This is a genomic window from Haloarcula rara (genome assembly GCF_029338235.1).
GTDB classification, from domain to species: domain Archaea; phylum Halobacteriota; class Halobacteria; order Halobacteriales; family Haloarculaceae; genus Haloarcula; species Haloarcula rara.
This window is the reverse complement of record NZ_CP119785.1, coordinates 1,712,942-1,737,139: the sequence shown is the minus strand read 5'-3', so window position 1 is coordinate 1,737,139 and position 24,198 is coordinate 1,712,942. Positions and strand designations below refer to the sequence as shown.

Sequence of the window (24,198 nt, the reverse complement as noted above, 5' to 3'; positions counted from 1 at the left end):
GGACCGGCGAGACCGGGACGAGACTACAACCATCCGTATGAGGCCCACTGGGCCACCCGCATCGGACGATGACCACCACGCGGAGCCCTGTCCACTACGCCTACGTGCTGCGGTGTAGTGACGGAAGCTTTTATACCGGCTACACGACCGACGTACAGCGCCGACTGGGCGAACACAACGCCGGCGAGGGCGCGAAGTACACTCGCGGCCGGACGCCCGTCGAACTCGTCCACGTCGAGCGCTTCGACTCGAAGTCGGCGGCGATGTCCCGCGAGTACGAGATAAAACAGCTCACTCGGGCCGAGAAGGAGACCCTGGTCCGAGGAGATGGCGCCGAGAGCGAGTTCACGCCCTGAAGCAGGGGGTGACCTTTTTGACGGGCCCACGTGACTGTTCGGACATGGACGAAGACGATGCTGAAGCGATACGTTTCGGAACAGACGGCTGGCGAGCGACACTCGACGTGTTCACCGAGCCCCGGGTGCGAATCGTCGGCCAGGCCCTCGCGACGACGTTTCGCGACCGCGGCCACGACGGCTCCGTCGTCGTCGGCTACGACGCCCGCGAGACCTCGCGGGGCTTCGCAGAGGAACTGGCCCGCGTGTTCTGTGCCAACGGATTCGACGTGGTGCTGCCCGAGCGGGACACACCGACGCCAATCGTCGCCTGGACGGCCAAAGAGGGCGGCCACGACGGCGCGCTCCAGATAACTGCCAGTCACAACCCGCCCGAGTACAACGGCGTGAAGTTCATCCCCGGTGAGGGCGCACCCGCGCTGCCCGACCTCACCGAGGAGGTCGAGAGCAACCTCGACGACCCCCAGAGCCTCCCCGAGGACGAGCACGGCGAGGTCACCGAGCGTGACCTCATCGCTGACTACGAGGACCACGCCATCGAGTACGCCGACGCCGACCTCGAGGGGCTCACCGTCGCCTACGACGCGATGTACGGGAGCGGCCGGGGCGTCACGAACGCTCTGCTCGAACGGGCCGGCGCCGACGTCACCGCCTTGCGGGACTACCTCGACCCCGAGTTCGGTGGCAGCTCGCCGGAACCCACAGCCGAGAAGGTCGGCGACCTCATCGAGGAAGTGACCGAGGGCGACGCCGACGTCGGCTTCGTCAACGACGGCGACGCCGACCGCCTGGGTATCGTCACGCCCGAACGGGGCTTTCTGGACCCGAACCTGTTCCTCGCCGCGATGTACGACTACCTGCTCGAGACGCGCGAGGGCGACGTGGTCCGGACGGTCTCCTCCTCTAGCATCGTCGACCGCGTCGCCGAGGCCCACGACCAGGACGTCCACGAGACCGCCGTCGGCTTCAAGTGGGTCGCCGAGGCCATGCGCGAACACGACGCCCTCTTCGGCGGCGAGGAGTCGGGCGGGTTCGGCCTGACCGACCACCTCCGGAACAAGGACGGCGTCCTGCTGGCGCTGGTGGCGGCCGCCGCCGAGTCCGAGAAATCACTCGATGCCCGGGTCGACGACCTCATCGACGCCTACGGCGAGATTCACCAGTCCCGCATCAGCGTCGACTGTCCCGACGACCGGAAGGAGCCGGTGCTCTCGGACCTGGAGACCGAACTGCCCGAGACCGTCGCCGGCGTCGACGTGGACGGCATCAACACCATCGACGGCTTCAAAGTCCGTCTGGAAGACGGTACCTGGCTGCTGATGCGCCCATCGGGTACCGAGCCGAAGCTCCGTATCTACGCCGAAGCCGGCAGCGAGGAACGCGTCGAGGAGCTGCTCGATGCCGGCCGCGACCTGGTCGAGCCGCTGGTCTGAGCGGACGGCTTTTTCGCCCGGCTGTAGGCCGATTCTCCGGATACGGGAACGGCCCCATATACTTACTACCATACCCGTTGTACCTTCTCATATGTCGTCACAGGAAGTGTCACTTCGAAGCAGCGTCGGCGGGTTCACCGCCGAAGGTCGACTCCACACGCTTTCCGTCTGGTTCATCCTCGCCCTCCGGATAATGATGGGCGTCGCGTTCTTCCAGAGCGGATTCGATAAGGTGCTGTCGGGCAGCTTCAGCGCCGCGGGCTACCTCACGAACGCCCCGCAGGCAAACGGGAGCCCCGCGGCCGGCCTCTTTACCGCGATGGGAAGTAACGCCGGGTTCGTCGAGTTCGTCAACGTCGCCGTCCCGTGGGGCGAGGTGCTCATCGGACTGGGCCTCATCGTCGGCGCGCTCACCCGGCTGGCGGCGTTCTGGGGCGCGTTCATGATGCTCCTGTTCTACCTGGGGAACTGGGACATCTCCCACGGCTACATCAACGGCGACTTCGCGTACATGCTCGTGTTCCTCTCCGTGGCGGCCTTCGGCGCGGGCCGCATCATGGGCCTGGACCAGTATATCGAACAGTACGAGGTCGGCGGCGTGGCGCTCGTCGAACGGTACCCGTGGATGCGGTACCTCCTGGGCTGACTGGCGGTAGCCGCTTCCACGGCTGTCCCGGTCGAGCCAGTGGCTTAACCTGTCAGAGGTCGTAGATTTACTATGGATCCTGACGCCCGCTTTGCCTACACGCGAGCGATGAGCGACGACGAGATCGAATCGGCGCTCCGTGACGTCGGCCACGGCGTCCTCTCGCTGGCCGACGACGACGAGAGCTACGCCATCCCGCTGTACCACCACTACGAGGACGGAACCATCTTCTTCCGCCTGGGCGAGACACCTGACAACCGCAAGGCCGATTTCATCGAGGCCACCGGGACGGCGACCTACGTCGTCTTCGAGGCCGAGGAGACGGCCGACCCCGCGGCGGAGCGCGGGTGGAGCGTCATCGCGCGGGGCCCCATCCAGCGGGTCCCGCGGTCCCACACCGCGTACGACATCGAGTCCATCAACGAGCAGTTCGCGCCCATCCGAATCTTCGACGAGGCCCACGACGAGGTGGCGCTGACGCTGTACGAACTGCAGGCCGACGCCATCACGGGCCGACAGAACTAGTCGCGCTCGCCCCACAGCCGCCCGGGCTCGTCGGTCGCCTCGACGGTGAATCCGAGGGCCTCGTAGAACGGGCGCAGGTCGACGTCGAATTCGGCAGTGAGCCGTCCACACCGCTCGGCGGCCGCCTCGACCAGCGCCGACCCGATACCCTGACCCCGGCGCCGCCGCCGGACCGCCACGGCGTCGATGTGGTGGCCCGAAAGTACCAGCGCACCGAGAACGCGTTCCCCGTCCGTGGAGACCGCCACCAGCACCTCGTCGTCGCCGATGTGGTCACGGACGGCGGCCGCGTCGGCCCGCAGTACCGCGCCGTCGAGGACGTTCATCACGTCGGGGAGGTCCCCCACCGTCGCGTCGCGAACGGCGGTCATCCGTCGCGAGCGTCGTCGATGGCGGCGAGCAGGTCGTCGACGCTGGGCCGGTCGAACGTGGATTTGCTCCGGTACTGCCAGACGATTTCGGGGGACGCGGAGAGGTCGATGAGGACCGCCTCGGGCATGCGCCCCAGGAAGTCGCTCCAGTCGCCCAGAAAGCCGAATCGAACGGGCTGGTCGTAGGCGTCGCCCGCCTCCGTCTCCGGGTCGGCGACGAGCGGGTACGGCAGGTCGTAGCTGTCCTGCCACTCGCGGACGTTCTCGGGGGGCTCGGGGACGATAGAGACGACCTCCGTCGCTCGCTCGGCGAACTCCTCGTAGCGGCCCGCGACGGTCTGGACCTGCTTTCGGCAGTTCGTGCAGTAGTGGTCCCGCTGGAAGAGCAACAGGGCGAAGTCGTGGTCGGCCGCGAGCGCGGACAGCGTCAGCGGGTCCGGCCCGGATCCGACATTTTGCAGGGAGAAGTCGGTCGCCTCGATGGACATAGGAGGTATAGACGCTCGACCGGCAAAAACGGGGGGTTACGGTGCGGTGACTCGACGCCGGCCGCGGCGACGGGCGACTTTTCAGGGCGGGTCCGTTACTGGCGGTATGGACGACGCGGCGCGTGAGAAACTCCTGGCACGGGTCAATCGGCAAGGCGCGACAATCGGTGCCTCGCTCCCGGAGACGGTCACTGTCGGCGGCGAGGAGCTGCCCCTGGCTGAATTCGTCATCGAGACCCGGAAGGTGCCGGGCGTCCCGCCCGAGCACCGGGAGCTGCTCGCAGACGCCAAGAAGACCCTGCGCGGCGAGCGCGCCCAGCGGCTGGAGCGACTGGAGTCCGACCCGCTGGACCGCGAGACGGCGGAGCAGCTGGCCGACGAAATCGTCGGCCTCGACCGGGCGCTACACGCCCTGGAGAACATCCGGAAGCCGGACTACGGCGAGACGGCCCGGACGGCTGCCATCGACGACCACAAGCGGTGGGCGTCGTTCCTCGACAAACTCAGCTAGCCAGGCGCTCACCCGCCCTTGATGAGCCGCACCACGCGGACGTGGTCGCTCTCGACGGGCTGGTTCGTCGGCACCGTTCGCTCGTCGACCAGCACCGACACCGCGTGCGGCGAGAGGTCGAGCGGCGCGAGCAGGTCGGCGTAGGTGGCGTCCTCGGCGACGTCGAGTTCGTGGGTGTCCTCGCCGGCCACCTCGACGGTGACGTTCATGGCTCGGTGTAGCCGGATTACGGGCTTGAGTGTGTCGGCTAGGAACTGCTGGAGTGGGTATCTATGACGGTGTGAGCGAGACTGCCAACAGCCAGAAAGCCCCGGTCTGCTAAACTCGGGGGCTTCGCTGTGCTCCTCGCCTCCCGATGGTCGGCTGCGGTGCTTGCGTCAGCCGCCTTCGTTTAGCAGACCGCCCCTTTCAGTCCCGCCCAGCACTGGTTGACCAACCGGCTACGGGTGGGACTGAAAGGGGCGGACCTATCGACGAACCCCGGCGATGCAAGCACCGCAGCGGAGCGAGGAGCGCAGCGAGCCGCGGGAGTCGATAGGTCCGGGGCTTTCTGGCGGTTCGCGGTGTGGTCCTCAGTCCTTGCTAGCGGGGCTTTCTGGCTGTCCACGTCTACAGCGAGACACGTAAATCAGACACCAGCGATTCCTAGCTCGGCCCATTTATCAGGCGTCCCGTCCAGACACGCGTATGGTCGTCGGAGACGTTACAACGGGAACAGAATTGCTGGTCATCGGCGGGGGTCCGGGCGGCTACGTCGCCGCCATCCGCGGTGCGCAACTCGGCCTCGATACGACGCTGGTCGAACGGGACGCCTACGGCGGGACCTGCCTGAATCACGGCTGTATCCCCTCGAAGGCGCTCATCTCGGCGAGCGATATCGCCCACGACGCCCAGGAAGCGGAGGACATGGGCATCTTCGCGGACCCCGCCGTCGACATGGACGCGTTGACCGACTGGAAGGACGGCGTGGTCACCCGGCTGACCCGTGGCGTCGAGTCGCTGTGCAAGGCGGCGGGCGTCAATCTGGTCGAGGGGACCGCTGAGTTCGTCGACGAGGAGACGGTCCGGGTGGCCCACGGCGGCGACGGCCAGGGGTCCGAAACCATCGCCTTCGAGGACGCCATCGTCGCCACCGGGAGTCGTCCCATCGAGATTCCGGGCTTCGAGTTCGACGGCGAGCACGTCCTCTCCTCGCGCGAGGCGCTGGCCCTGGAGACGGTGCCCGACGAACTGCTCGTGGTCGGGGCGGGCTACATCGGAATGGAGCTGTCGACTGTGTTCGCGAAACTTGGCGCCGAGGTCACCGTCGTGGAGATGCTCGAGGACGTCCTGCCGGGCTACGAGGACGACGTGGCCGAGGTCGTCCGCGACCGGGCCGAATCACTGGGCATCGACTTCGCCTTCCGCGAAGCAGCCGATAGCTGGGAGACGCTCGACGACGGGCGCGTCCGCGTGGCGACGACGGACGAGAACGACGGGGTCGAGGAGTACCACGCCGATACGTGCCTCGTCGCGGTCGGTCGCGAGCCCGTGACCGACACGCTGGGCCTCGAGAACATCGACCTCGACCCCGACGAGAACGGCTTCCTGGCGACCGACGAGCAGGCCCGGACCGACCTCGAGAATATTTTCGCCGTCGGCGACGTGGCCGGCGAGCCGATGCTGGCCCACAAGGCGATGGCCGAGGGCGAGGTGGCCGCCGAGGTCGCGGCCGGCGAGCCCGCGGCGCTCGACCACCAGGCGATTCCGGCGGCGGTGTTCACCGACCCCGAGATCGGCACGGTGGGGATGACCGAGGCCGAAGCGAGCGAAGCGGGCTTTTCGCCCGTGGTCGGCCAGATGCCGCTGCGAGCCAACGGCCGGGCGCTCACGCTTTCCGAACGTGCGGGGTTCGTCCGCATCGTCGCCGACGCCGACACGGAGTTCCTGCTGGGTGCCCAGATTGTCGGTCCGGAGGCCTCCGAACTCGTCGCCGAGGTCGGGCTGGGCATCGAGCTGGGCGCCCGACTCGAAGATATCGCGGGAACGATTCACACCCATCCCACCCTCTCCGAGGCGGTCCACGAGGCCGCCGCGGCCGCCCGCGGCGAGGCGATTCACACCAGGTGACGCCGGGGTAGTATCCAGTTCCGAGGAGTCCGGATACCACCGCTCAGGGCCCACGAAGGCAGTTTTCAGGCCAGACACAAAGGTTATGTTCTCGTCTGAAAAATCACCGCCAGAACCGGCGAGATATATGACTACCGACCCCCCGACGGACGACCACATCGCGAGCGCCATCTGCTCGGGTAGCACGTACGAGAAAGTCCGATACCAGCGCCACGCGTTCCTCCGGCAGTCGGTCCCGCGGACGCTGATGCTCCAGAGCGCGCTGCTTGGATTGCTGGTCGCACTCCTCCCGATGTACGGGCTCTTCCCGGCGAGCGTCGCCAGCTACCTCCCCACGACCGACCCCGCCGTCGCCTCGCCGAAGGTCCTGCTGCTTGGCGTCTTCGGCGGGCTGCTGGAACTGCTGGGCGCGACCCTGCTGGTCGGGACAGCGCTGTACCGCGTGCGCCGCGCGCCGCTGAGCGAGTCCCAGGCCCACACGATGCTGGACATCGAGGACTTCGCGCGGTACGTCGGCCTTGGGACCGGGGGACTTGCCATCCTCCTGACGGTGTGCGTGTTCGCGGTGGGGCTGGGTGGCGGGGCGGCCGTCGACGCCTACGTCGGGACGGCAGGAGCCAACCCGTTCGTGGCCTCCGGGATGGGGCTCCCGATCGTCGCCGTCTCGCTCGTGGCCTTTGTCGCCAGCGTCGTCCTCTTTTATACCGGTGGCTACCTCTCGGTCCGGCTGTCGGGACGAGATACCTGACCGGCGCGACCCGGCCGCATTTCAGGCCGAGGGACCTACGTCCCGGAGATGACCGACGACACCTTCGACATCGGCGGCGAACTGACAGTCGACCGGCTCGGCTTCGGCGCGATGCGAATCACCGGCGAGGGCATCATCGGCGAACCGGACGACGTCGACAACGCCCGCGAGGTGCTCCGCCGCGCCGTCGAGCTCGGCGTGGACTTCATCGACACGGCCGATTCCTACGGCCCCGGCGTCTCCGAACGGCTGCTGGGGGAGACCATAGACGTGGGCCGCGATGACCTTGTGGTCGCGACCAAGGGCGGGTTGTTGCGCAACACCGACACCGACTGGCTCCCCCACGGCGACCCCGAGTATCTCCACAACGCCTATCTGTGCTCGCGGGACCGGCTGGGCGTCGACACCATCGACCTCTATCAGCTGCATCGGCCGGACCCTGACACCCCCTTCGAGGACTCCGTCCACGCGCTGGCCGAGCTGAAAGACGCCGGGCTCGTCGAGCACGTGGGCCTCTCGAACGTCAGCGTCGACCAGCTCGACCGGGCCCGCGACATCGTCGATATCGCCACGGTCCAGAACCAGTACAACGTCGCCAACCGCGACGCCCAGGCGGTGCTCGACGCCTGTGAGAAATACGGCATCGGCTTCATCCCGTGGTTCCCGCTGGCAGCCGGGGAGCTAAACGGGGTAGAGGGTATCGACGACATCGCCGACCGCCACGACGCCACGCCCCACCAGATTGCGCTGGCGTGGCTGCTGTCGTCCTCCGACGTGACGCTTCCGATTCCCGGGACCGCGAGCATCGAACACCTCGAACAGAACGTCGCCGCCGCCGACATCGAACTGACCGACGAGGAGCTGGCGACGCTGCGGTAGCGCACACAGCGGAGCCCTCCGGCAGCGTCAGGCCGACTGCGCCCATTCGACGGCGGTGTCGAGGTCGCTGAAACTCTCGATATCCGCGCCGGGGATGTCCATCTTGGATTTCACCGCCATCGCGGTGGTCCCCTCGGAGACGAATCCGACCTTCTCGACGCCGGTGTACTCGCCGTTCTCCGACCACGCCTCGCCCATGTACTCCTGGGTCTCACGGGGAAGGTTCGTGTTGTCGCCAAAGACCGCCAGCGTCGCCTCGATGTCGGACCGTTTGCCGCGCTCGCGGTAGTGGTCGCTCGCCGCTTCGAGGTCCTCGTCGGCGAAGCCGCGCCAGCCCTGCATGAACCAGATGCCGACGCCGCCGCGCTGTTCGAAGGCCCACTCGTAGTCGTCGGGGTCGGGGAGCGTTCCCGTCGCTTCTGACATGGAAGAAGTATCGATCCCCCTGAATAGACAAGTGATACCTTACAGAGTAGGTGTTACATATCGACCGGGCCGGGCCACCGCGGGCGACAGTCACGCTACCACCGCCCTTTTGTCCTCCAACGGAGTAGCGATCCACATGACGACTATCACGCTCGGGCCCTCGGGAACGTACTCCCACCGGGCCGCCCGCGCGGTCGCCGACGACGGCGAGATCGACTTCGCCGAATCGATGACCGCCATCGTCGAGGCCGTCGCCGAGGGGGCGGCCGACCGCGGCGTCGTGCCCGTCGAGAACAGCATCGAGGGCTCCGTCACCGAGTCCCTCGACGCCTTCACCGAGTACGACGTCGCCGTCGTCCGCGAGATAATCACGCCCATCCGCCACGCGCTGCTGGCACAGGACGACTCCTTCTCGCTCGTCGCCAGCCACGCACAGGCGCTGGCCCAGTGTCGGGGCTGGCTCGAGGAGCACTACCCCGGCGTCGACGTCGAGGCCGTCGCCTCCACCGCCCGCGGCGTCGAGCGCGCCCGCGAGGACCCCGACGTCGCCGCCATCGGCCACCCGGACAACGCCGGTGACGGCCTCGAACTGCTCGCCGAGGACATCCAGGACCAGTCCTCCAACGCGACCCGCTTCGTCGCGGTCGCACCGGCGAGTGAACGTAAGGAGGGCGGCGGGAAGACCTCCTTCATCATCTACCCGAACGCCGACTACCCCGGCCTCCTGCTGGAACTGCTGGAAGCCTTCGCCGACCGCGACATCAACCTCACCCGCATCGAGTCCCGACCGAGCGGTGAACGGCTCGGCGACTACGTCTTCCACCTCGACGCGGCCGCCGGCCTCTACGAGGAACGGTGCCAGGAGGCGCTGGCCGACATCGAGGCGCTGGCCGAGAACGGCTGGGTCCGCTATCTCGGCTCGTACGATACCGAGACCGTCATCGACTGAGGGAACCGCCACACCGCGACCGGCGCCGGAACTGGTCTTCAGGTCTTAAGTCCCGCGAGCGTGTACACTCGCCTATGAGCGACCGTGACCCGCTATCGGAGATAGAGCGCGCCTTCGACGTGCTGGGCGACCAGTTCGGCGTCGCCGCCGGCACCGTCCCGACCGACGTGATAGACGACGGCGACAGCTTCGTCGTCCACGCGGAGCTGCCGGGCTACGACAGCGACGACATCGACGTCCAGCTGGCCGAAGGCCGGACGCTGACCGTCAGCGCCGAGCACAGCGAGGAAAGCGAGACGACCGACGGCCGCTACGTCCAGCGCGAACGCCGACAGCAGTCGCTCTCTCGAACAGTCAGCCTCCCGGAAGCCGTCACCGAGAGCGAGACGACGGCGAGCTACGAGGACGGCGTGCTCACCGTCACACTGCCGAAGGCAACCGCCGACGACGACGGCACGTCCATCCCGGTGAACTGAGATGGCCCTCGAACCCGGCGATAGCGTCCCCGACGTGGTCGCCAAGAACCAGCACCGCGACGCGGTCCGGCCCGACTTCGCGACGCCGACGGTGCTGTACTTTTACCCGAAAGACGACACGCCGGGCTGTGCGACCGAAGCCAGCCAGTTCGAGGCCGAGGCCGAGCGCTACGAGGCGTACGGCGTCTCGGTGTACGGCGTCTCGACAGACGGCGTCGAGAGCCACGCCGCGTTCGCCGAGAGCGAGGGGCTCTCTTTCGACCTGCTCGCGGACCCCGACGGCAACGTCGCCGAGGCCTTCGGCGTCGAACTCGTGGACGGCCACGCCCGGCGGACGACGTTCGTCATCGCCCACAACCAGGTCGTCGGGCTGTACGAGGGCGTCCGTCCTGACGGCCACGCGAAAGACGTGCTCCGGGACCTAGGCGAAGCCGGATTGCTCGAAGGGTAGCCGGGGGCTTACGACGCAAGCACCGCACCGGTCAGCGCGCCGGCGACGGCGGCCCCGATGACTTTGAAGAGCATCCCCGAGACGAACCCGAAGGCCGCGACGAACAGGAATCCGAGGCTCGCGTCCGGCGCGAGAACGAAGTTCGTGAGCGTCCCGACGACCACACCGAGTATCGACGACGCGAGCCCCCCGACGACACCGACGATGGCGCCGTACTTCGCGCCGTCTCGTCCGCCGCGCCGGCGGAGCGCACCGACGGTGATACCACCTGCGATACCCCCGGTGATGGTGAAGAGCCAGCCCAGGACGATACCGAGCGCGGGAATCAACACGCCCAGCGAGACGAAAAACAGCACCGCGGAGGCGACGAGAACGTGTTTCCGGGCAGTCGTGAGCCCACCCCCTCGCACCTCCGAGGTCCCTGCACTCTCGACAGTCATGGGAACTACTCGGCTGGCAAGCGAAATAAAGGCCGGCGGACGCGAGTGGTGTGGCCACTCATACGGACCGGTCGTCCAGGAGCGCTCCGACCAGGGCGCCGGCCACCGACGCGCCCATCAGTTTGAACACCATTCCCGAGACGAACCCGACGATGGCGATCAAAACGTACCCGCCAATAGTGTACTCGCTCGGGGTGGTCGAGGTCTCTGAGGCGAAGGTGGTGAGGTTGATAACCGTCCCGAGAACGACGCCGACTATCGAGGACGCCAGGCCACCGACGGCGCCGACGTAGGCGCCGTAGACAAAGCCGTCCACACCGCCCCGTCTGCGGAGCCCGCCGATGAGTATCCCACCGACGACGCCGCCGGTGATGGTGAACAGCCAGCCCAGGGAGATGCCCCATCTCGGAATCAGGACGCCGAGCGAGATGCAAAACAACCCTGCCGAGGCGATGAGTATCTGTTTGCGCTCCGGCGTCAACAGTTCGGAAATTCCATCCGACGGGGCCATCAACTAGCTATTTCTGAACTGGTGAGAAAATGGTACCGACACCGAACTGCTACGACTCGATATCGATAGCCGGACGCCCTGGCTCGGCCTTCGACGCCAGCCCGTCGTCGGCTTCGTCGGCGGACTCCACCACTACGTCGGCGCTGAACTCCCGTTCTACGAGCCAGGCGGCCCGAACCAGTGCGGCCAGCTCCCGCTCGGGCGGCAGATGCTCGTCGAGGTTGGCCCGGCCCGCCAGCGTCTTCGCGAAGTCGGCGGCGGCCTCGCCGTACTGCTGGAGCTCCTCGTTTTGCATCACCGCGGGGACGACGTTGTCGGCCTCGCGAGCGATGTCGACCACGTCGTGTTTCCAGGCGGGTGCCACCGCGAGCGTGATGGTCTCGGGGTCCTCGATGCCGACAGTGTCGACGATGTCACGGACGTCCTCGCGGGTGTTCTCGACCAGGCGGCGCTCGATGTCGTAGTCGGCGGGCGCGTCGGCACTGGGCCAGCCGGCCTCGGCGACGAGCCCCTCGCCGTCCAGACGCTCCCACAGCTCCTCGCCGACGTGGGGCGCGACCGGTGCCAGCAGCTTCGCGGCGGTCACCAGCCCGCGCTCGAACGTCTCGGCGTCGGGGTCGGTGGCCTCCCGATAGCGGCGCAGCAGGGAGACCAGTTCACGCACGGCCTGCAGGGCGTGGTTGAAGCGGAACTTCTCGTACTCCTCGGTGGCCCGTGCCGCCGTGGCATCGATTTCGCGGGCCACGTAGTCTGCGATTTGCCCTTCGTCACCGAAGGCAATCTTGCCGTCCGCAAATTCGTCGGTCAGCCGGTAGATGTTCTGGAGGAAGCTATGGGAGGACTGGACGCCCTCGGGGCTCCAGGCGAACTCCTTCTCGGGCTGGGCGGCCTCCATGATGAACAGCCGGGCGGTGTCGGCGCCGTACTCCTCGATGATGCGCTGTGGCGAGACGCCGTTTCCTTTGCTCTTTGACATCTTGTTGCCGTTCTCGCCAAGCACCATCCCCTGGTTGGTGAGGTTGACGAAGGGTTCGCGGACCCCATCGAGCAGGTCGACGTCGTCGAGCACCTTCGTGAAGAAACGGGCGTACAGCAGGTGCATCACGGCGTGTTCGATGCCGCCGACGTAGCGGTCGACAGGCATCCAGTCGCTGGCCCGCTCGGTGTCGAATGGGGCGTCCTCAAGTTCGGGCGAGACGTAGCGCAGGAAGTACCACGAGGAGTCGACAAAGGTGTCCATCGTGTCCGTCTCCCGCACCGCGTCGGCGCCACAGTCGGGGCAGTCGACGTGTTTCCACTCCTCGGCGGCGTCCAGCGGGTTCCCGGTGGTGTGGACGAACTCCGGCAGTTCGACCGGGAGGTCCTCGTCGGGGACCTCGACGTAGCCACAGTCCTCGCAGTGAATCATCGGGATGGGCGTGCCCCAGTAGCGCTGCCGGGAGATGCCCCAGTCCCGCAGGTTGTATTCAGTACGATGCTCGCCGTCGAAGACCTCGACGAACTCCTCGCGGGCCTCGGCGCTCGTGAGCCCGTCGAACTCGCCGCTGTTTACGAGCACGCCGTCTTCGGTGTAGGCTTCCTCCTGGACATCGATATCTTCGGGGTCGGCGTCGGGGGCGGGTTCGACGACCTGCTGGATGTCGATGTCGTGGTACTCGGCGAACTCGTGGTCGCGGTCGTCGTGGGCCGGGACGGCGTACAGCGCGCCCGTCCCCACGTCGGTCAGGACGTAGTCGGCGACGTAGACCGGAATCTCCTCGCCAGTGGCGGGATTGGTCGCGTACTCGCCCGTGAACACGCCGGAGGTGACGTCCAGGTCGTCCTCGTCAGCTTCCTCGGCCATCTCGACGTACTCCCGGACCTCGTCGTTCTCCTCGGCGATTTCCTGGGCAACGGGGTGGCCCGGTGCCAGCGAGAAGTAGGTCGCGCCGTGGATGGTGTCGAGTCGCGTCGTGAAGATGTCCACCTCGCCGTACTCGCCCACTTCGAAGGCGACGCTTGCCCCCTCCTGCTGGCCGATCCAGTTGCGCTGCATCTCCTGGACGTTGTTGGGCCAGCCGTCCAGGTCGTCGAGGGCGTCGAGCAGCTCCTCGGCGTAGTCGGTGATGGTCAGGAACCACTGGTCCATCTCGCGGTGGTCGATGGGGGTGTCACAGCGCCAGCAGACTTCGACGGCTCCGCCGTCTCCGTGAGGCTCCTCCGGAGCCTCTCCCTCCTCGACCTGTTCGTCCGCGAGCACGGTCTCACAGGAGGGACACCAGTTCAGTTCCGCGCCCTGGCGCTCGACCAGGCCAGCCTCGCGGAACTGTTTGAACAGCCACTGGTTCCACTGGTAGTATTCGGGCTCGCACGTGGTGACCTCGCGCTCCCAGTCGTAGCCAAAGCCCATCTCGACGAACTGGTCGCGCATCTGGTCGATACACTGCATCGTCCAGTCCCGCGGATTGGTGTCCCGTTCCTCCGCGGCGTTCTCGGCGGGCAGGCCAAAGGAGTCCCACCCCATCGGATGGAGGACGTCCTTCCCGCGCATCCGCTCGAAGCGGGCGAAGGCGTCCGTGATGGTGTAGTTGCGGACGTGGCCCATGTGCAGTTGCCCCGAGGTGTAGGGGAACATCGCCAGCACGTACTCGGGGTCCGTGGCGTCGTCGTCGATGCGGAACACGTCGGCCTCGTCCCAGGCCGCCTGCCAGCGTGGCTCGACCTCGCCGTGGTCGAAGGCCCGCTCGCGTTCCTCGCCGGTCGTAGTCATGATAGGGGGTCCGAGACCGACGTTGCTATAGCTTTCCCTTCACGGGGCAGGGGACAGATGGGTAGGCGGGCTTGCACAGCAACTCACAGACGTGGCTGATATTAAAGCAGGTTCTGTTGGATATACTGTTCGATACCCTCGACATCTTCGAGACCGGCCAGATTGTCGAGCGCGGACTCGACCATCGCGATGCCGATTCCTTCTTGTTGCTGAACGGCTTTTCCCAGGGACACCAGCATATCGATCTTGTTTGTCTCGACATCGAGACCCATAATTCTCGTGACGACGTTCTTGCCACTTGGTTCGCCAAGTCGCACGAATGACGAGGGGATCGCACCGTGGAGAAGTGCCGACACCATGAGAGTGTCTTCGGTAGCGTCCGAAGGGACATCGACGAGCATCCGCTTGATGAACGCAGCGTCGTCAGGGGCGTCGACTACCACGTTCCGGACGAACGAATCTTCGGAAACACGCCGTAGATCCTGGTTTTCGTCGACATAAACTCGAACGAGTTCGATATCCTCGTTGTGGAACTCGGCGGCAATGTCCGCACGACGGACACAGACATCGGTGCCGTAGTCGCCGGGTTCGAGGGCGGCGAATGGGTCCGAGAGGGCAGGCTCACTCTGCACCCTGACTACCCCCTCTGTGCTCACCGCCACTCAGAAGATACTCGGTCGCGTTCGCGGTGCCCACCCCGTGATACCAGGGCGGTTCGTCGGTGATGATCAAGATCTGACCGTTATCCAGCTCCTCGACCCGCCAGGCTGGAGTTTCCAAGACACGGCCCCTTCCGCCCAGCGTGTCGACCATATCCCGCGAGTAGATGCCGAGAACTGGGAGTCGGTCGATGTCGTCGAGGACGGGGCGCGTCGTCGGAGTGACGGGATCACTGTCGGTCGACACGGGGTTGTGTGCAGCGACGTACTCGGGGTCGTTCGATAGGGCCAGCGAACAGACGAGATCAATAACGCCATCCACGAACTCGTCCCGATGTGCCTCGCTATCCCACGTTGAAGACTGGAGCGCCCCGGCATCAAAGCTCACGGTGAGCGCTCGCTCCAGTTCGTCCCAGTCGTTGTCGTAGTGTACCGTCACATCGACTGGCATGAACGGCCAGCTGAGCGTGACGCCGGGTTTTCCTTCGTGTTTGGCGTCAAGCGACTCCGGTGCTGGCGTCTCGAATCCTGCAGTATCCCCGGCGCGAAGCACCCCACGGAGGACATTGTCCTGCAGATTAGTGGTGAAATAATCCACCAGTACGAGCCCATCGGTCATATCAGTCACTCAGCTCATCGTACGAGACGAACTTGACCGTCATATCTCTATCGTCAAACTTCGACTCGACTACGTCCCCGATATCGGAGAGTTTTTCGTAATCGTTGACATTACTCGCGAACTTCTCTCGGGCCTCGTCACTGAACTCGAAGTCTGGATCGTTCGTTGCCACTACAATCTCGTCCTCTCCGGCTGCTGCCTGCGTCTCGAGTTTCCGGCGGAGGTCCCTTGCCCGCTGTCCCTGGACAAATCCGTTATCGTCGGCGAGGTCTCCGAAGTTCTTCGATTCGACGGCCGGTGATTCGAAGGTATCGCCGTCGATATCGACACTCGTTTCCAGTTTGCTGTCGATTTCGGAGCCACGCTTTAGCTCCAGGTCGGGATCTGACCTGTATCGTGACGGAACGTCGCTGAGCGGCACGTCCTCACTCATCGTGACTTGATTTGCGCTCACGTCACTCCGACCGATGAGTTCGTCCGCCGTCCGGACTTCGCCGGTCACAGCCTTGTAGCCCCTGAGGTTACCTTGGACCGTCATTGCGTCGTCGAGTCCACTGAGATCCTCCTTGTCGTCAAGATTACCGAGTCGCTCGATGAACTCCCCACGGTCACTTCCCGGCCCAGCGTCGACGCTCTCTCCGTTTCTGGTGGCCTGGAGGAGCCGTTTCACATCAGAGTTGTCCAGTTCGCTCCGGTCGCGACCGAGCTCGAAGACCGCATCGATCGGGTCGTCACACGGGCTGTTACAGACATCGACGTTGAGCAGTTCGACAGCGTCGTCGTCCGAGCGTGCCAGTGACTGCCTGAAGTACGCCCGCTCTTGAGCGTCCAACTCGTCGTACCGTCTGAGCGCCGACGCGAGTTCATCCTTGTCGACCGAATCACTGTCGTACGCTCTGGTGAACCGCCACTGGGTGTTGGGGTCCATCTCCAGCAACACGTCGGCGGCCTCGCGGTCGCCGTCGGCGAGGTCGTTCAGCGCGCGGCGGCCCTTCGGCCCGGTGTTCTCGAAGAGGTCGGCAGCTTTCAGCGTCGGGTCGTCGATGTCCGTGTTGCCCAGGTAGTCGCTGCCGTCGCTGTCGAGGCGGTCGAACTGCTCGGTGGTCCGCTGGCGGCGCGGCCCGGGCATGTCGTTGAGCTTCGCGCTCATGCGCCCGGTCGGCACGTCCGCGTCGGGAACGGCGTCGTCGACTTTGCCGGCCCGACGCAGCGCCGTCGGCTTGACGCCGTTTGGCACCCTGTTGGGGACCGCCGAGTCGGCGGCGTCGACCATCCGCCGGAGTTTGCTCGAACTGCTCAGCCCCTTCTGTAAGACGCTCGACCCCCCGGAGGCAAACGCGGGCGCGACTGTGCCGGCTACTCAATGCGTGCGACAGATGATTTCCGAAGGAACAGCAGTCACAGAAGCCGCTCTCGGATGTACTGGTCGATGTTCTCGGTGTCGTCGAGTTCGGCGAGCGTGTCCAGCGCCCCTTCCATCGAGTCGAGGTCCTCGACCGTGAAGTCGTCCTGCTGGGCCACGCGGCCGAGACTCACGAGGAGCTTGATTTTGCTTACGTCCGTCTCCAGAGCCATTACCTTCGTCACGACGTTCTCGTCGTCGGGGTCGTCCAGTCGAACGAACGACGGCGGAATCACCTCCCGAAGTAGGGCCGAGACGTAGAGGTCATCGCCGGCCGTAGCCGGGATATCCGAGAGCATTCGCTTGACGATGTCGGCCTTCTCTCCCGTGGTGTCGGTGACGACGTTACGAACGAACACATCTGTGTCGAGATGCCGCAGGTTCCGGTGTTCGTCGACGCGGACGGGGACAAGATTGAGGTCCTCGTTGGCGAACTCTGGGGCGATATCGTCGCGGTGGACACAGATATCGGTGCCAATCTGGCCCGAGTCGAAACTCGCGAACGGGTCGGCCAGTGTCACCTCACTGGACGGTGACACGGCGTCCGCACGGTCCATCCCGTCCAGCAGGTACCGGTCTGCCGGGTGTTTACTCCCGTAGTCTTCCCAGGGTACCCGGGTCGTGACGATGAGGACACTCCCGTTTTCGAGTTCTTCGACCTTCCAGGCCGGGGTGTCCAGAACCCGCTCACGGCCGCCAAAGCGTTCGATTAGCGGCTCCGAGTAGACCCCAAGCCAGGGCAGACGCTCTAGCTCTACCGGTACACCCGATGGATGACAGGTTTTCGGCGGCGGGCCGGTAGTTACCTGAGCCGTGTTTATTACCGCGAGATACAGCGGGTCGAGATGGACCGCAAGTGCGGAGAGGAGTTCGATATAGTCGGCTTTGAACCGTTCCCGCTCTGACTCGGGACGGTTCCTCGATTCTATCGCAAGGTTCGAAGCCGCGGTCGATATGTCGAGATACGAATCCGGCAACTCATACTCCGCCGATTCATCGCCGATGTTACATTCTAGCTGCCTATCTCCGAGACGGAGAGACAGGGAGTCGACGTTCGTGTCGATATCGTCACTGACGCCTGGCGCGTTGTCGCGGTCAAGCGTAAGTCCCAGCGTTCGGCCTATCTGGGGTATCCGTCGACAGGGTTCCGCCCGCGCCGGTGGGTCCGTATCGAACAGAGAGGCCAGGGCTGTACCGTCACGCATCTTCAACTGTCTAATTCGTCGAAGGTTTTGATTGTTACCTCTGTCCCGTCGAACTGTGAGTCCACGGTGTTTACGAGGTCGGTGAGCGATTCGACGTCTTCCACGTCGAGGGGGAAGCTCTCACCGAGCTCTGCATCGAACGTAACGTCTTTGTTTCTGACAACGAGTACGACTGCAATCGAACCGGGGTCAGCCCGACTGCTGCCACTGGCTGTCATCAGCGGACTCGTCGTCCTCGTCGCGGGCCTCATCTACTACCGACGCACGTAGTGGCGGTCCACGACGACAGAGCGGTATGAGTGCCGCGCCGAGGGCGAGGTGAGGACGGCGGACCACCGAGACACGTTTATTCGGCCGGCGAACGTATCAGCGAGTATGAGTGATGCCGATGACACGGACGATTCGCGGCTCCCGGAGCCCCTCCGAACGGTGACGCCGCCGTCGGGAACGCACCCCGACGCCCAGATGGACGTCATCGGCTGGCTGATATTCCTGGGGTTGCTCATCCTATTGGCCCCCGTCCTCCCGCTGCTGCTGGTCGTCTGGCTCATCTCGCGAGCCAGCGACGCGCTGGGGCGCTGACACCGAGCTAGCTCGTCCCCGTGCCGACCAGCGAGAAGTCGGTCCCCTCCCCGGCCGCGCGGGCGTTCTCGTAGGCGACGTGGGCCGCGGCCACGTCCTGAATCGCCAGTCCCGTCGAGTCGAACAGTGTGATTCCGTCCCCGGACTCGCGGCCTGCGATGTCACCGGCGACGATGGCCCCGAGTTCGCCGTCGATGTCGTCCTCGGAGAGCACGCCCTCGCTCCAGGGGACGTTGATTTCGCCCGAGTGGGTACACTGCTCGTAGTCGTCGATGACGAGCTTCGCGTCCAGCAGCGTCTGGTCGTCGTGTTCGTGCTTGCCTTCGGCGTCGGCCCCGATGGCGTTGACGTGCGTGTGCTCGCCCAGCCACGCCCGGTCGACGATGGGCGACTCGACCGGGGTAATCGTCGAGAGCACGTCACAAGCGGCGGCCTCGGCGATACTGCCCGCGCGAACGTCGAATCGGTCCGAGAAGTGGTCGACGAAGGCCCGCTGTTTTTGCTCGTTGCGGTCGGCGACGACGACCCGCTCTATCTCCCGCACCGCGGCGATGGCCTCGAGCTGGGTGTACGACTGGACGCCCGCGCCCACGAGCCCCAGCGAGTCCGCGTCGGGGACGGCGAGGTGGTCGGTCGCGACGGCCGCGGCCGCGCCGGTCCGCAGGCGCGTCAGGTTCGTCCCGTCCATCACCGCCAGCGGGAACGCGGTCTCTGGGTCCGAGTAGATGAGCGTCCCCAGCACGGTCGGGAGGTCGTGGTCGGCGGGGTTGTCCGGGTGGACGTTGACCCACTTCACCGCCGCGGCGTCCCACTCGCCCGCGTTGACGTACGCCGGCATCGACCGGAAGTCGCCGTTGTACGCGGGGAGGTCGATGTAGGACTTTGCCGGCATGATGGTGTCGCCCCGCCAATCGGCGGCGAAGGCCGCCGCGACGGCGTCGATGACCGACGGGAGGTCGGCGTACTCGCTCACGTCGTCGGGACCGAGCAACAGCGTCTGCATACGCTAGTGTGGGGTACGGTTGCACTTAACTACCAAGCCGGCGTGCTCCGGCACGGGACCGCGACACTGGCGCGGGCCACAGCGCCGCCTTCAGCGACACCGTCGAGCGGAGACCGAACGCTCTCGCGGGCGGAGAACGACAATCAGACGACGTGTTACTGCCTGAAACAGCCACAATATGTTTATTTGGTACCGTCGTTGACCTGTTAGAGCGTTCGACACCGATGACAGGCACGGCACAGCACGGTCCAGCAAGGGAATCGCTGCTCCCCCAAACAGCGCCCGTCTCATGTTCTTTCTAGACGATGACTTGCAGATCACCCGAATCGCCGGCACGCTAGCTGAGTGGTTAGACCACGAACACGAAACGCTGCTCGGAGAGCCGGTAACGGCTGTCGTCGCACAGGCCGACGTCGGGGCCCTGCAAACCGCGCTCAGCCGTGTGATAGAAACACAGACGGCCCAGACGGTCGCCTGTCGCTTCGTCGTCGACGGCGAGACCGTGCCGGTCAGTATCGACTTCGCCCCCGTGGCGGCAGAGTCGACACTCGGGGCGGTCATCGGCACGGTACATCGAGAGACGGTACCGGAGGAGCGTTCGTCCGCACAGCTGGTACGACTGCGAAATTTCATCGAGCTGCTTGACGACGCCGCCGTCGTCTACGAACTCGTCGATGGCGAACCACTCGTCCAGGCCGTCAACTCCGCGTTCGAAGGGACCTTTGGCTACCAGCCGGAGTACATCGTCGGTGAGTCCCTGAACGATTACATCGTCCCGGCGGAGTATCAGGCGGAAGCCGCGCGGTTCGACGAGCAGGTCGCCGACGGGAACGTGACGACGGAGCTGGTCAGGCGACAGACCACCAACGGCGTCCAGGAATTCTCCTATCGCGGGCTCCCTATCGACCGCACGGAGGGGCACCTCTACGGGCTGGCTATCTACGCCGACATGACCGAGACCCAACACGCCAGACAGCACCTCCACGTCCTCCATCGCGTGTTACGCCACAACGTCCGCAACGACCTGACTGTCATCCTGGGGATGGCCGAGCAGATATCGGACAACGCGACCACGCCCGAGGTCACGGACGCCGCGTCACGGATTATCTCCCACGCCGAGGACCTCGCGGGCGTCAGCGAGAAGGCCCGCATGGCGGAGAACATGCTCGGTGATTCTCCGTCCGATACGATAGTGGAGGTCGGCGGTTCGGCCAGCGAAGTGGTCGCGGACGCACGGCGGAAGTGGCCCAACGCGACTATCGAAACCGACATCGAGACGCCCGTCGCCGTGTCGACGGGACTCGAAATCAAGGACGCTATCGAGAACCTCGTGGAGAACGCGGTCACGCACAACACCGGCTCACCGACCATCCGGGTGACCACGCGGACGGAGACGCCGATCCACGCGACAACCAGAGCGACCGGCCAGAACGTCGTCATCACGGTCGAAGACGACGGCCCCGGAATCCCCGAGTACGAACAGGCCGTCATATTCGAGGGCGCCGACGTCACCCAGCTCAAACACGGGAGCGGGCTCGGGCTGTGGGTCGTCCGGTGGATCGTCGAATCCGCCGACGGGTCGGTTTCCTACGACAGGGCCGACGGCTGGACCACCATCACGCTCAGGCTCCCCCTGGCGACCGACGTCGAAGACTCCCCCGAGAACGGCGCGGTCAATCTGGATTCACGGTAAAGCGGGCCGCTCGCCGGCCAGCGATAGACGGTGCCCGAGTGTACTGGTCGACCGCCACGGCGACCGTGATACCAACTATTAAACGATATCTGTACATCATTAGCACCGATGACAGACGGTACCGACGATACGGGTTCGATATCGGGCGTTCTCGTCTACGCCGCGTTTCTCCTCGGGTCCGTCTTCGTCGGCCCGCTCGAAACCGTACTCGGACTCGCGGTGTACTGGCTGGTCGGGACAAAACGATAGCATCGCGTGAAGACGGCTGACAGACCCGTCGATAGCTAGCAGACCGAATCAACCACGGTTCAGCAGGGACAGCAGGCGTTACAGCAAAAAGCATCCGGCGCGCGCAGCGCGGTCGCGAAGCGACCGCGAGGCGAACGGCGAAGCCGTGAGTCAGCGCGCCGGTTCTCCCGCGGCGCGCGGACTGCCGCGCGGCGAAGCCGCGCGAAAGGAGCACGCCGCGATTTTTCCCCACGTTTTTGCCTGAACGAGCGCGGCGAAGCCGCGCGAGTGAAGTGCAAAAGTGGTCTTGCCTCGCGGGTCACTACGTTCCCCGCTCGGCTTTTCCGAGGGTCTTCGCGTTGCTCAGACCCTCGCTACATCATCCCGCCCATGCCGCCGCCCATACCGCCGGGGCGCCGCCCGGGCCGCCGGGGCCGCCCTCGTCCCCGTCACCGGAGGTCGAGAGGTCGCCCGCGGCGATGATATCGTCGATCTTGAGCACGAGGTTCGCGGCCTCTGCAGCCGAGGAGATGGCCTGGCGCTTGGCGTGGGCCGGCTCGACGACGCCGGTTTCGAGGGTGTCCTCGACGTCGCCGGTGAAGACGTTCAGGCCGGCGCTGACCTGGCCGTCCTCGTGGGCGGCGCGCAGGTCGACCAGCGTGTCGATGCCGTCCAGACCGGCGTTTTTCGCGAGTGTGCGCGGGATAATCTCCAGCGCGTCGGCGAAGGCCTCGACGGCGAGCTGTTCGCGACCCTCGACGCCGTCGGCGAAGTCACGGAGGCGTCGGGCGACCTCGACCTCGGGGGCACCGCCGCCGCCCAGGACCTGACCCTGCGTGACGGTGGCAGCGACGACGTCCAGCGCGTCCATGACGCCGCGCTCGAGCTCGTCGACGACGTGGTCGGTCGAACCACGCAGGAGGAGGGTGACGCCGTGGGCGTCCTCGTTGGACCCCTCGACGTAGAACAGGCCCTCGGCCTCGTCACGGGTGACCGACCCGTGGCCGAGGTCGCCTTCGCTGGCCGAATCGAGGTCCGAGACGACGTTGGCGCCCAGGACCTCTTTCAGGAACTCGATGTCGGACTTCTTGCCGCGCTTGATGGCGAGGATGCCCTTCTGTGCGAGGTAGTGCTGTGCCATGTCGTCGATGTTCTTCTGGCAGAACAGGACGTTGGCGCCGGTGGCCTCGACCTTGTCGACGAGCTCTTTGAGCTGCTGTTCTTCCTTGTCGAGGAAGTTCTGAAGCTGGCTCGGGTCGTCGACGGAGAGCTGCGCGTCGACCTCGGTCTCCTCCAGCTCGATGGCGGTGTCCATCAGCATGACCTTCGCGTCCTCGACCGTGGTCGGCATCTCCTCGTGGACCGGGTCCTTGTCGACGACGGCGCCTTCGAGCAGTTCGGACTCGCCGGCGGCGCTGCCGGTCTGGGTCTCGACGTTGAGGTACTCGAGGTCGACGACGTGCTCGCCCTCGTCAGTCTCGACGGTGACGGCGTTGACCGCGTCGACGATGATCTGGCCGAGCAGCTCCTTGTTGAGCTCGGCGCCCTTGCCGGTCATCGAGGTCTCGGCGACCTTCTTCAGGAGTTCCTCATCGTCGGGGTCGACTTCGGTCGAGATGTCCTCGACGGCGGCCTTGGCCTCCGTCGCGGCCAGGTCGAACCCTTTGATGATGGCCGTCGGGTGGATGTCCTGCTCGAGCAGGTCCTCGGCGTTACCGAGAAGTTCGCCCGCGATAGCGACGGCGGAGGTGGTCCCGTCACCGGCCTCGTCCTCCTGGGTCTCGGCGACCTCGACGATCATCGAGGCCGTCGGGTTGTCGATGTCCATCTCCTGGAGGATGGTGACGCCGTCGTTCGTGACGGTTACGTCCCCTGTCGAGGAGACGAGCATCTTGTCCATCCCCTTGGGACCGAGTGTCGAGCGAACGGACTCGGCGACCGCCCGGGCGGCCGAGATGTTGTGTTCCTGTGCAGACTTGTCTTTCATCCGCTGGGAGTCCTCCCCCAGGATGATCATCGGCTGGCCCTGCATCTGACGCTGGCTCATAATCAGTCGATTGATTGTCTGTGGTTCTATATAAAAGTATGGGATAGCGGCCGACGGTCGCTGATAGCGCGCCGCCGTGTCGTGCCCCCGAAACCCCACCACTGCGGTCGGAACGACGCTGCATCGTGTGACTGTTTCGCACAGACTGCCGACCGTCAGCGGAGCGTTTTAAGTAGTTAGTCGACCGGTTCCTTCCAGTGGACGACGGCCGTGCCGACGATGAACGCGTCGTCGGTGTCCCGGTCGCGTCTAAACTGGATGGTGTTTTCCCCCTGCTGGAGCTGTGTGTCGGCGATAGTGTCCATCCAGTACTGCCAGCCCTCGCCGGGGGCGATGTCAAAGCCCGTCAGCTCGGTCCCGTTGACCCGAATCTCGTGGCTGAACTCGCCGACGTCGTACACCTGCATCTGGACGTACGGCTCGACCGGCGCGTCGGTCGGGACAGTGAAGGTGACCTGGTCGGTGCTGTCCCCGGAGAAGTCCGCCCACGCCACGTCCAGCGAGTCCGCCGACGGACCGAGATGTTGCTGGAACGAACAGCGAGCGTAGTTCGCGCGGTATGACATACCGGAGCGTCGGACGGCTGCTAAATAAAGTACGGTGGCGCTCGCAGCGAGTGTGAGTGTTGCTCGCGATGAGACTGAGAGCCAGAAAGCCCCGCTAGCAATCCGTGTCAATAGCCTTGCTAACGG

28 protein-coding genes and 1 pseudogene are annotated in these 24,198 nt (G+C 65.5%); 14 read left to right on the top strand and 15 right to left on the bottom strand.

What is annotated here, in order from left to right; translation table 11 throughout:
- The first annotated feature begins 68 nt into the window (after positions 1-68).
- From P1K32_RS09200 to P1K32_RS09185, 4 genes are all read left to right on the top strand, one after another.
- Positions 69-356, top strand: coding sequence for a GIY-YIG nuclease family protein (locus tag P1K32_RS09200; protein ID WP_276249439.1), 288 nt, complete (start codon positions 69-71; stop codon positions 354-356).
- Positions 357-400: 44 nt separating this feature from the next.
- Positions 401-1,789 (top strand): phosphohexomutase domain-containing protein, encoded by a 1,389-nt coding sequence (locus P1K32_RS09195; protein ID WP_276249438.1) that lies wholly within the window; start codon positions 401-403, stop codon positions 1,787-1,789.
- A gap of 91 nt (positions 1,790-1,880) precedes the next feature.
- Complete coding sequence (locus P1K32_RS09190; protein WP_276249437.1) at positions 1,881-2,435, top strand: DoxX family protein; 555 nt, start codon at positions 1,881-1,883, stop codon at positions 2,433-2,435.
- 72 nt (positions 2,436-2,507) lie between these two features.
- Complete coding sequence (locus P1K32_RS09185) at positions 2,508-2,960, top strand: pyridoxamine 5'-phosphate oxidase family protein (protein ID WP_276249436.1); 453 nt, start codon at positions 2,508-2,510, stop codon at positions 2,958-2,960.
- On the opposite strand, the gene P1K32_RS09180 is transcribed toward P1K32_RS09185, so the two are convergent.
- A complete protein-coding gene (locus P1K32_RS09180; RefSeq protein ID WP_276249435.1) occupies positions 2,957-3,331 on the bottom strand; it encodes a GNAT family N-acetyltransferase in 375 nt (124 codons plus the stop codon). The genes P1K32_RS09185 and P1K32_RS09180 overlap by 4 nt on opposite strands.
- The gene (locus tag P1K32_RS09175) at positions 3,328-3,819 is read right to left on the bottom strand and encodes a peroxiredoxin family protein (RefSeq protein ID WP_276249434.1); all 492 of its coding nucleotides are present in this window, start codon (positions 3,817-3,819) and stop codon (positions 3,328-3,330) included. Before P1K32_RS09175 ends, P1K32_RS09180 begins: the two co-directional genes overlap by 4 nt.
- Before the next feature lie 106 nt (positions 3,820-3,925).
- On the opposite strand from P1K32_RS09175, the gene P1K32_RS09170 reads away from it, so the two are divergent.
- Positions 3,926-4,330, top strand: coding sequence for a DUF5788 family protein (locus P1K32_RS09170; RefSeq protein WP_276249433.1), 405 nt, complete (start codon positions 3,926-3,928; stop codon positions 4,328-4,330).
- A gap of 8 nt (positions 4,331-4,338) precedes the next feature.
- Here P1K32_RS09170 and samp2 read toward each other — a convergent pair whose 3' ends face one another.
- Entirely contained in the window at positions 4,339-4,539 is a 201-nt protein-coding gene (gene samp2 / locus P1K32_RS09165) for a ubiquitin-like small modifier protein SAMP2 (protein WP_220588538.1), read from the bottom strand.
- Positions 4,540-5,017: 478 nt separating this feature from the next.
- On the opposite strand from samp2, the gene lpdA reads away from it, so the two are divergent.
- The 3 genes from lpdA (at position 5,018) to P1K32_RS09150 (ending at position 8,066) form a co-directional block, all read left to right on the top strand.
- Complete coding sequence (gene lpdA / locus P1K32_RS09160; protein WP_276249432.1) at positions 5,018-6,439, top strand: dihydrolipoyl dehydrogenase; 1,422 nt, start codon at positions 5,018-5,020, stop codon at positions 6,437-6,439.
- Positions 6,440-6,566: 127 nt separating this feature from the next.
- On the top strand, positions 6,567-7,187 hold the full coding sequence (locus P1K32_RS09155) for a hypothetical protein (RefSeq protein ID WP_276249431.1): 621 nt from the start codon (positions 6,567-6,569) through the stop codon (positions 7,185-7,187).
- Positions 7,188-7,235: 48 nt separating this feature from the next.
- On the top strand, positions 7,236-8,066 hold the full coding sequence (locus P1K32_RS09150) for an aldo/keto reductase (RefSeq protein WP_276249430.1): 831 nt from the start codon (positions 7,236-7,238) through the stop codon (positions 8,064-8,066).
- 27 nt (positions 8,067-8,093) lie between these two features.
- On the opposite strand, the gene P1K32_RS09145 is transcribed toward P1K32_RS09150, so the two are convergent.
- Entirely contained in the window at positions 8,094-8,492 is a 399-nt protein-coding gene (locus P1K32_RS09145; protein ID WP_276249429.1) for a hypothetical protein, read from the bottom strand.
- A gap of 136 nt (positions 8,493-8,628) precedes the next feature.
- Here P1K32_RS09145 and pheA point away from each other — a divergent pair, with 136 nt between their 5' ends.
- From pheA to P1K32_RS09130, 3 genes are all read left to right on the top strand, one after another.
- Positions 8,629-9,441 carry a prephenate dehydratase gene (pheA, locus tag P1K32_RS09140; RefSeq protein WP_276249428.1) on the top strand — a complete coding sequence of 271 codons (813 nt, stop codon included), beginning with the start codon at positions 8,629-8,631 and terminating at the stop codon, positions 9,439-9,441.
- A gap of 74 nt (positions 9,442-9,515) precedes the next feature.
- Entirely contained in the window at positions 9,516-9,917 is a 402-nt protein-coding gene (locus P1K32_RS09135) for an Hsp20/alpha crystallin family protein (RefSeq protein ID WP_276249427.1), read from the top strand.
- A 1-nt stretch (position 9,918) separates the two neighbouring features.
- Positions 9,919-10,368, top strand: a complete 450-nt coding sequence (locus tag P1K32_RS09130) for a peroxiredoxin (protein WP_276249426.1) — start codon at positions 9,919-9,921, stop codon at positions 10,366-10,368.
- An 8-nt stretch (positions 10,369-10,376) separates the two neighbouring features.
- On the opposite strand, the gene P1K32_RS09125 is transcribed toward P1K32_RS09130, so the two are convergent.
- The 8 genes from P1K32_RS09125 to P1K32_RS09090 form a co-directional block, all read right to left on the bottom strand.
- Positions 10,377-10,808 (bottom strand): hypothetical protein, encoded by a 432-nt coding sequence (locus P1K32_RS09125; protein WP_276249425.1) that lies wholly within the window; start codon positions 10,806-10,808, stop codon positions 10,377-10,379.
- Between the two features lie 58 nt (positions 10,809-10,866).
- The gene (locus tag P1K32_RS09120) at positions 10,867-11,319 is read right to left on the bottom strand and encodes a hypothetical protein (protein WP_276249424.1); all 453 of its coding nucleotides are present in this window, start codon (positions 11,317-11,319) and stop codon (positions 10,867-10,869) included.
- A gap of 49 nt (positions 11,320-11,368) precedes the next feature.
- On the bottom strand, positions 11,369-14,068 hold the full coding sequence (gene leuS / locus P1K32_RS09115) for a leucine--tRNA ligase (protein WP_276249423.1): 2,700 nt from the start codon (positions 14,066-14,068) through the stop codon (positions 11,369-11,371).
- Positions 14,069-14,169: 101 nt separating this feature from the next.
- Positions 14,170-14,724, bottom strand: coding sequence for a hypothetical protein (locus P1K32_RS09110; RefSeq protein ID WP_276249422.1), 555 nt, complete (start codon positions 14,722-14,724; stop codon positions 14,170-14,172).
- Positions 14,690-15,346, bottom strand: a complete 657-nt coding sequence (locus P1K32_RS09105) for a hypothetical protein (RefSeq protein WP_276249421.1) — start codon at positions 15,344-15,346, stop codon at positions 14,690-14,692. Before P1K32_RS09105 ends, P1K32_RS09110 begins: the two co-directional genes overlap by 35 nt.
- Before the next feature lies 1 nt (position 15,347).
- On the bottom strand, positions 15,348-16,619 hold the full coding sequence (locus P1K32_RS09100; protein ID WP_276249420.1) for a hypothetical protein: 1,272 nt from the start codon (positions 16,617-16,619) through the stop codon (positions 15,348-15,350).
- Positions 16,620-16,744: 125 nt separating this feature from the next.
- Positions 16,745-17,953, bottom strand: a complete 1,209-nt coding sequence (locus tag P1K32_RS09095; RefSeq protein WP_276249419.1) for a hypothetical protein — start codon at positions 17,951-17,953, stop codon at positions 16,745-16,747.
- A 2-nt stretch (positions 17,954-17,955) separates the two neighbouring features.
- Positions 17,956-18,171: a hypothetical protein gene (locus P1K32_RS09090; protein ID WP_276249418.1), complete on the bottom strand. Its 216-nt coding sequence runs from the start codon at positions 18,169-18,171 to the stop codon at positions 17,956-17,958.
- Between the two features lie 157 nt (positions 18,172-18,328).
- On the opposite strand from P1K32_RS09090, the gene P1K32_RS09085 reads away from it, so the two are divergent.
- Positions 18,329-18,535 carry a DUF7535 family protein gene (locus tag P1K32_RS09085; protein WP_276249417.1) on the top strand — a complete coding sequence of 69 codons (207 nt, stop codon included), beginning with the start codon at positions 18,329-18,331 and terminating at the stop codon, positions 18,533-18,535.
- A 7-nt stretch (positions 18,536-18,542) separates the two neighbouring features.
- Here P1K32_RS09085 and P1K32_RS09080 read toward each other — a convergent pair whose 3' ends face one another.
- On the bottom strand, positions 18,543-19,538 hold the full coding sequence (locus P1K32_RS09080) for an ornithine cyclodeaminase family protein (RefSeq protein WP_276249416.1): 996 nt from the start codon (positions 19,536-19,538) through the stop codon (positions 18,543-18,545).
- A gap of 289 nt (positions 19,539-19,827) precedes the next feature.
- On the opposite strand from P1K32_RS09080, the gene P1K32_RS09075 reads away from it, so the two are divergent.
- Positions 19,828-21,231 carry an ATP-binding protein gene (locus P1K32_RS09075; protein ID WP_276249415.1) on the top strand — a complete coding sequence of 468 codons (1,404 nt, stop codon included), beginning with the start codon at positions 19,828-19,830 and terminating at the stop codon, positions 21,229-21,231.
- Positions 21,232-21,339: 108 nt separating this feature from the next.
- A complete protein-coding gene (locus P1K32_RS09070; RefSeq protein WP_276249414.1) occupies positions 21,340-21,480 on the top strand; it encodes a hypothetical protein in 141 nt (46 codons plus the stop codon).
- 353 nt (positions 21,481-21,833) lie between these two features.
- Here P1K32_RS09070 and thsB read toward each other — a convergent pair.
- A pseudogene (gene thsB, locus P1K32_RS09065) lies at positions 21,834-23,491 on the bottom strand (thermosome subunit beta).
- A gap of 191 nt (positions 23,492-23,682) precedes the next feature.
- Positions 23,683-24,072 (bottom strand): DUF7383 domain-containing protein, encoded by a 390-nt coding sequence (locus P1K32_RS09060; protein ID WP_276249413.1) that lies wholly within the window; start codon positions 24,070-24,072, stop codon positions 23,683-23,685.
- Between the last annotated feature and the right edge of the window lie 126 nt (positions 24,073-24,198).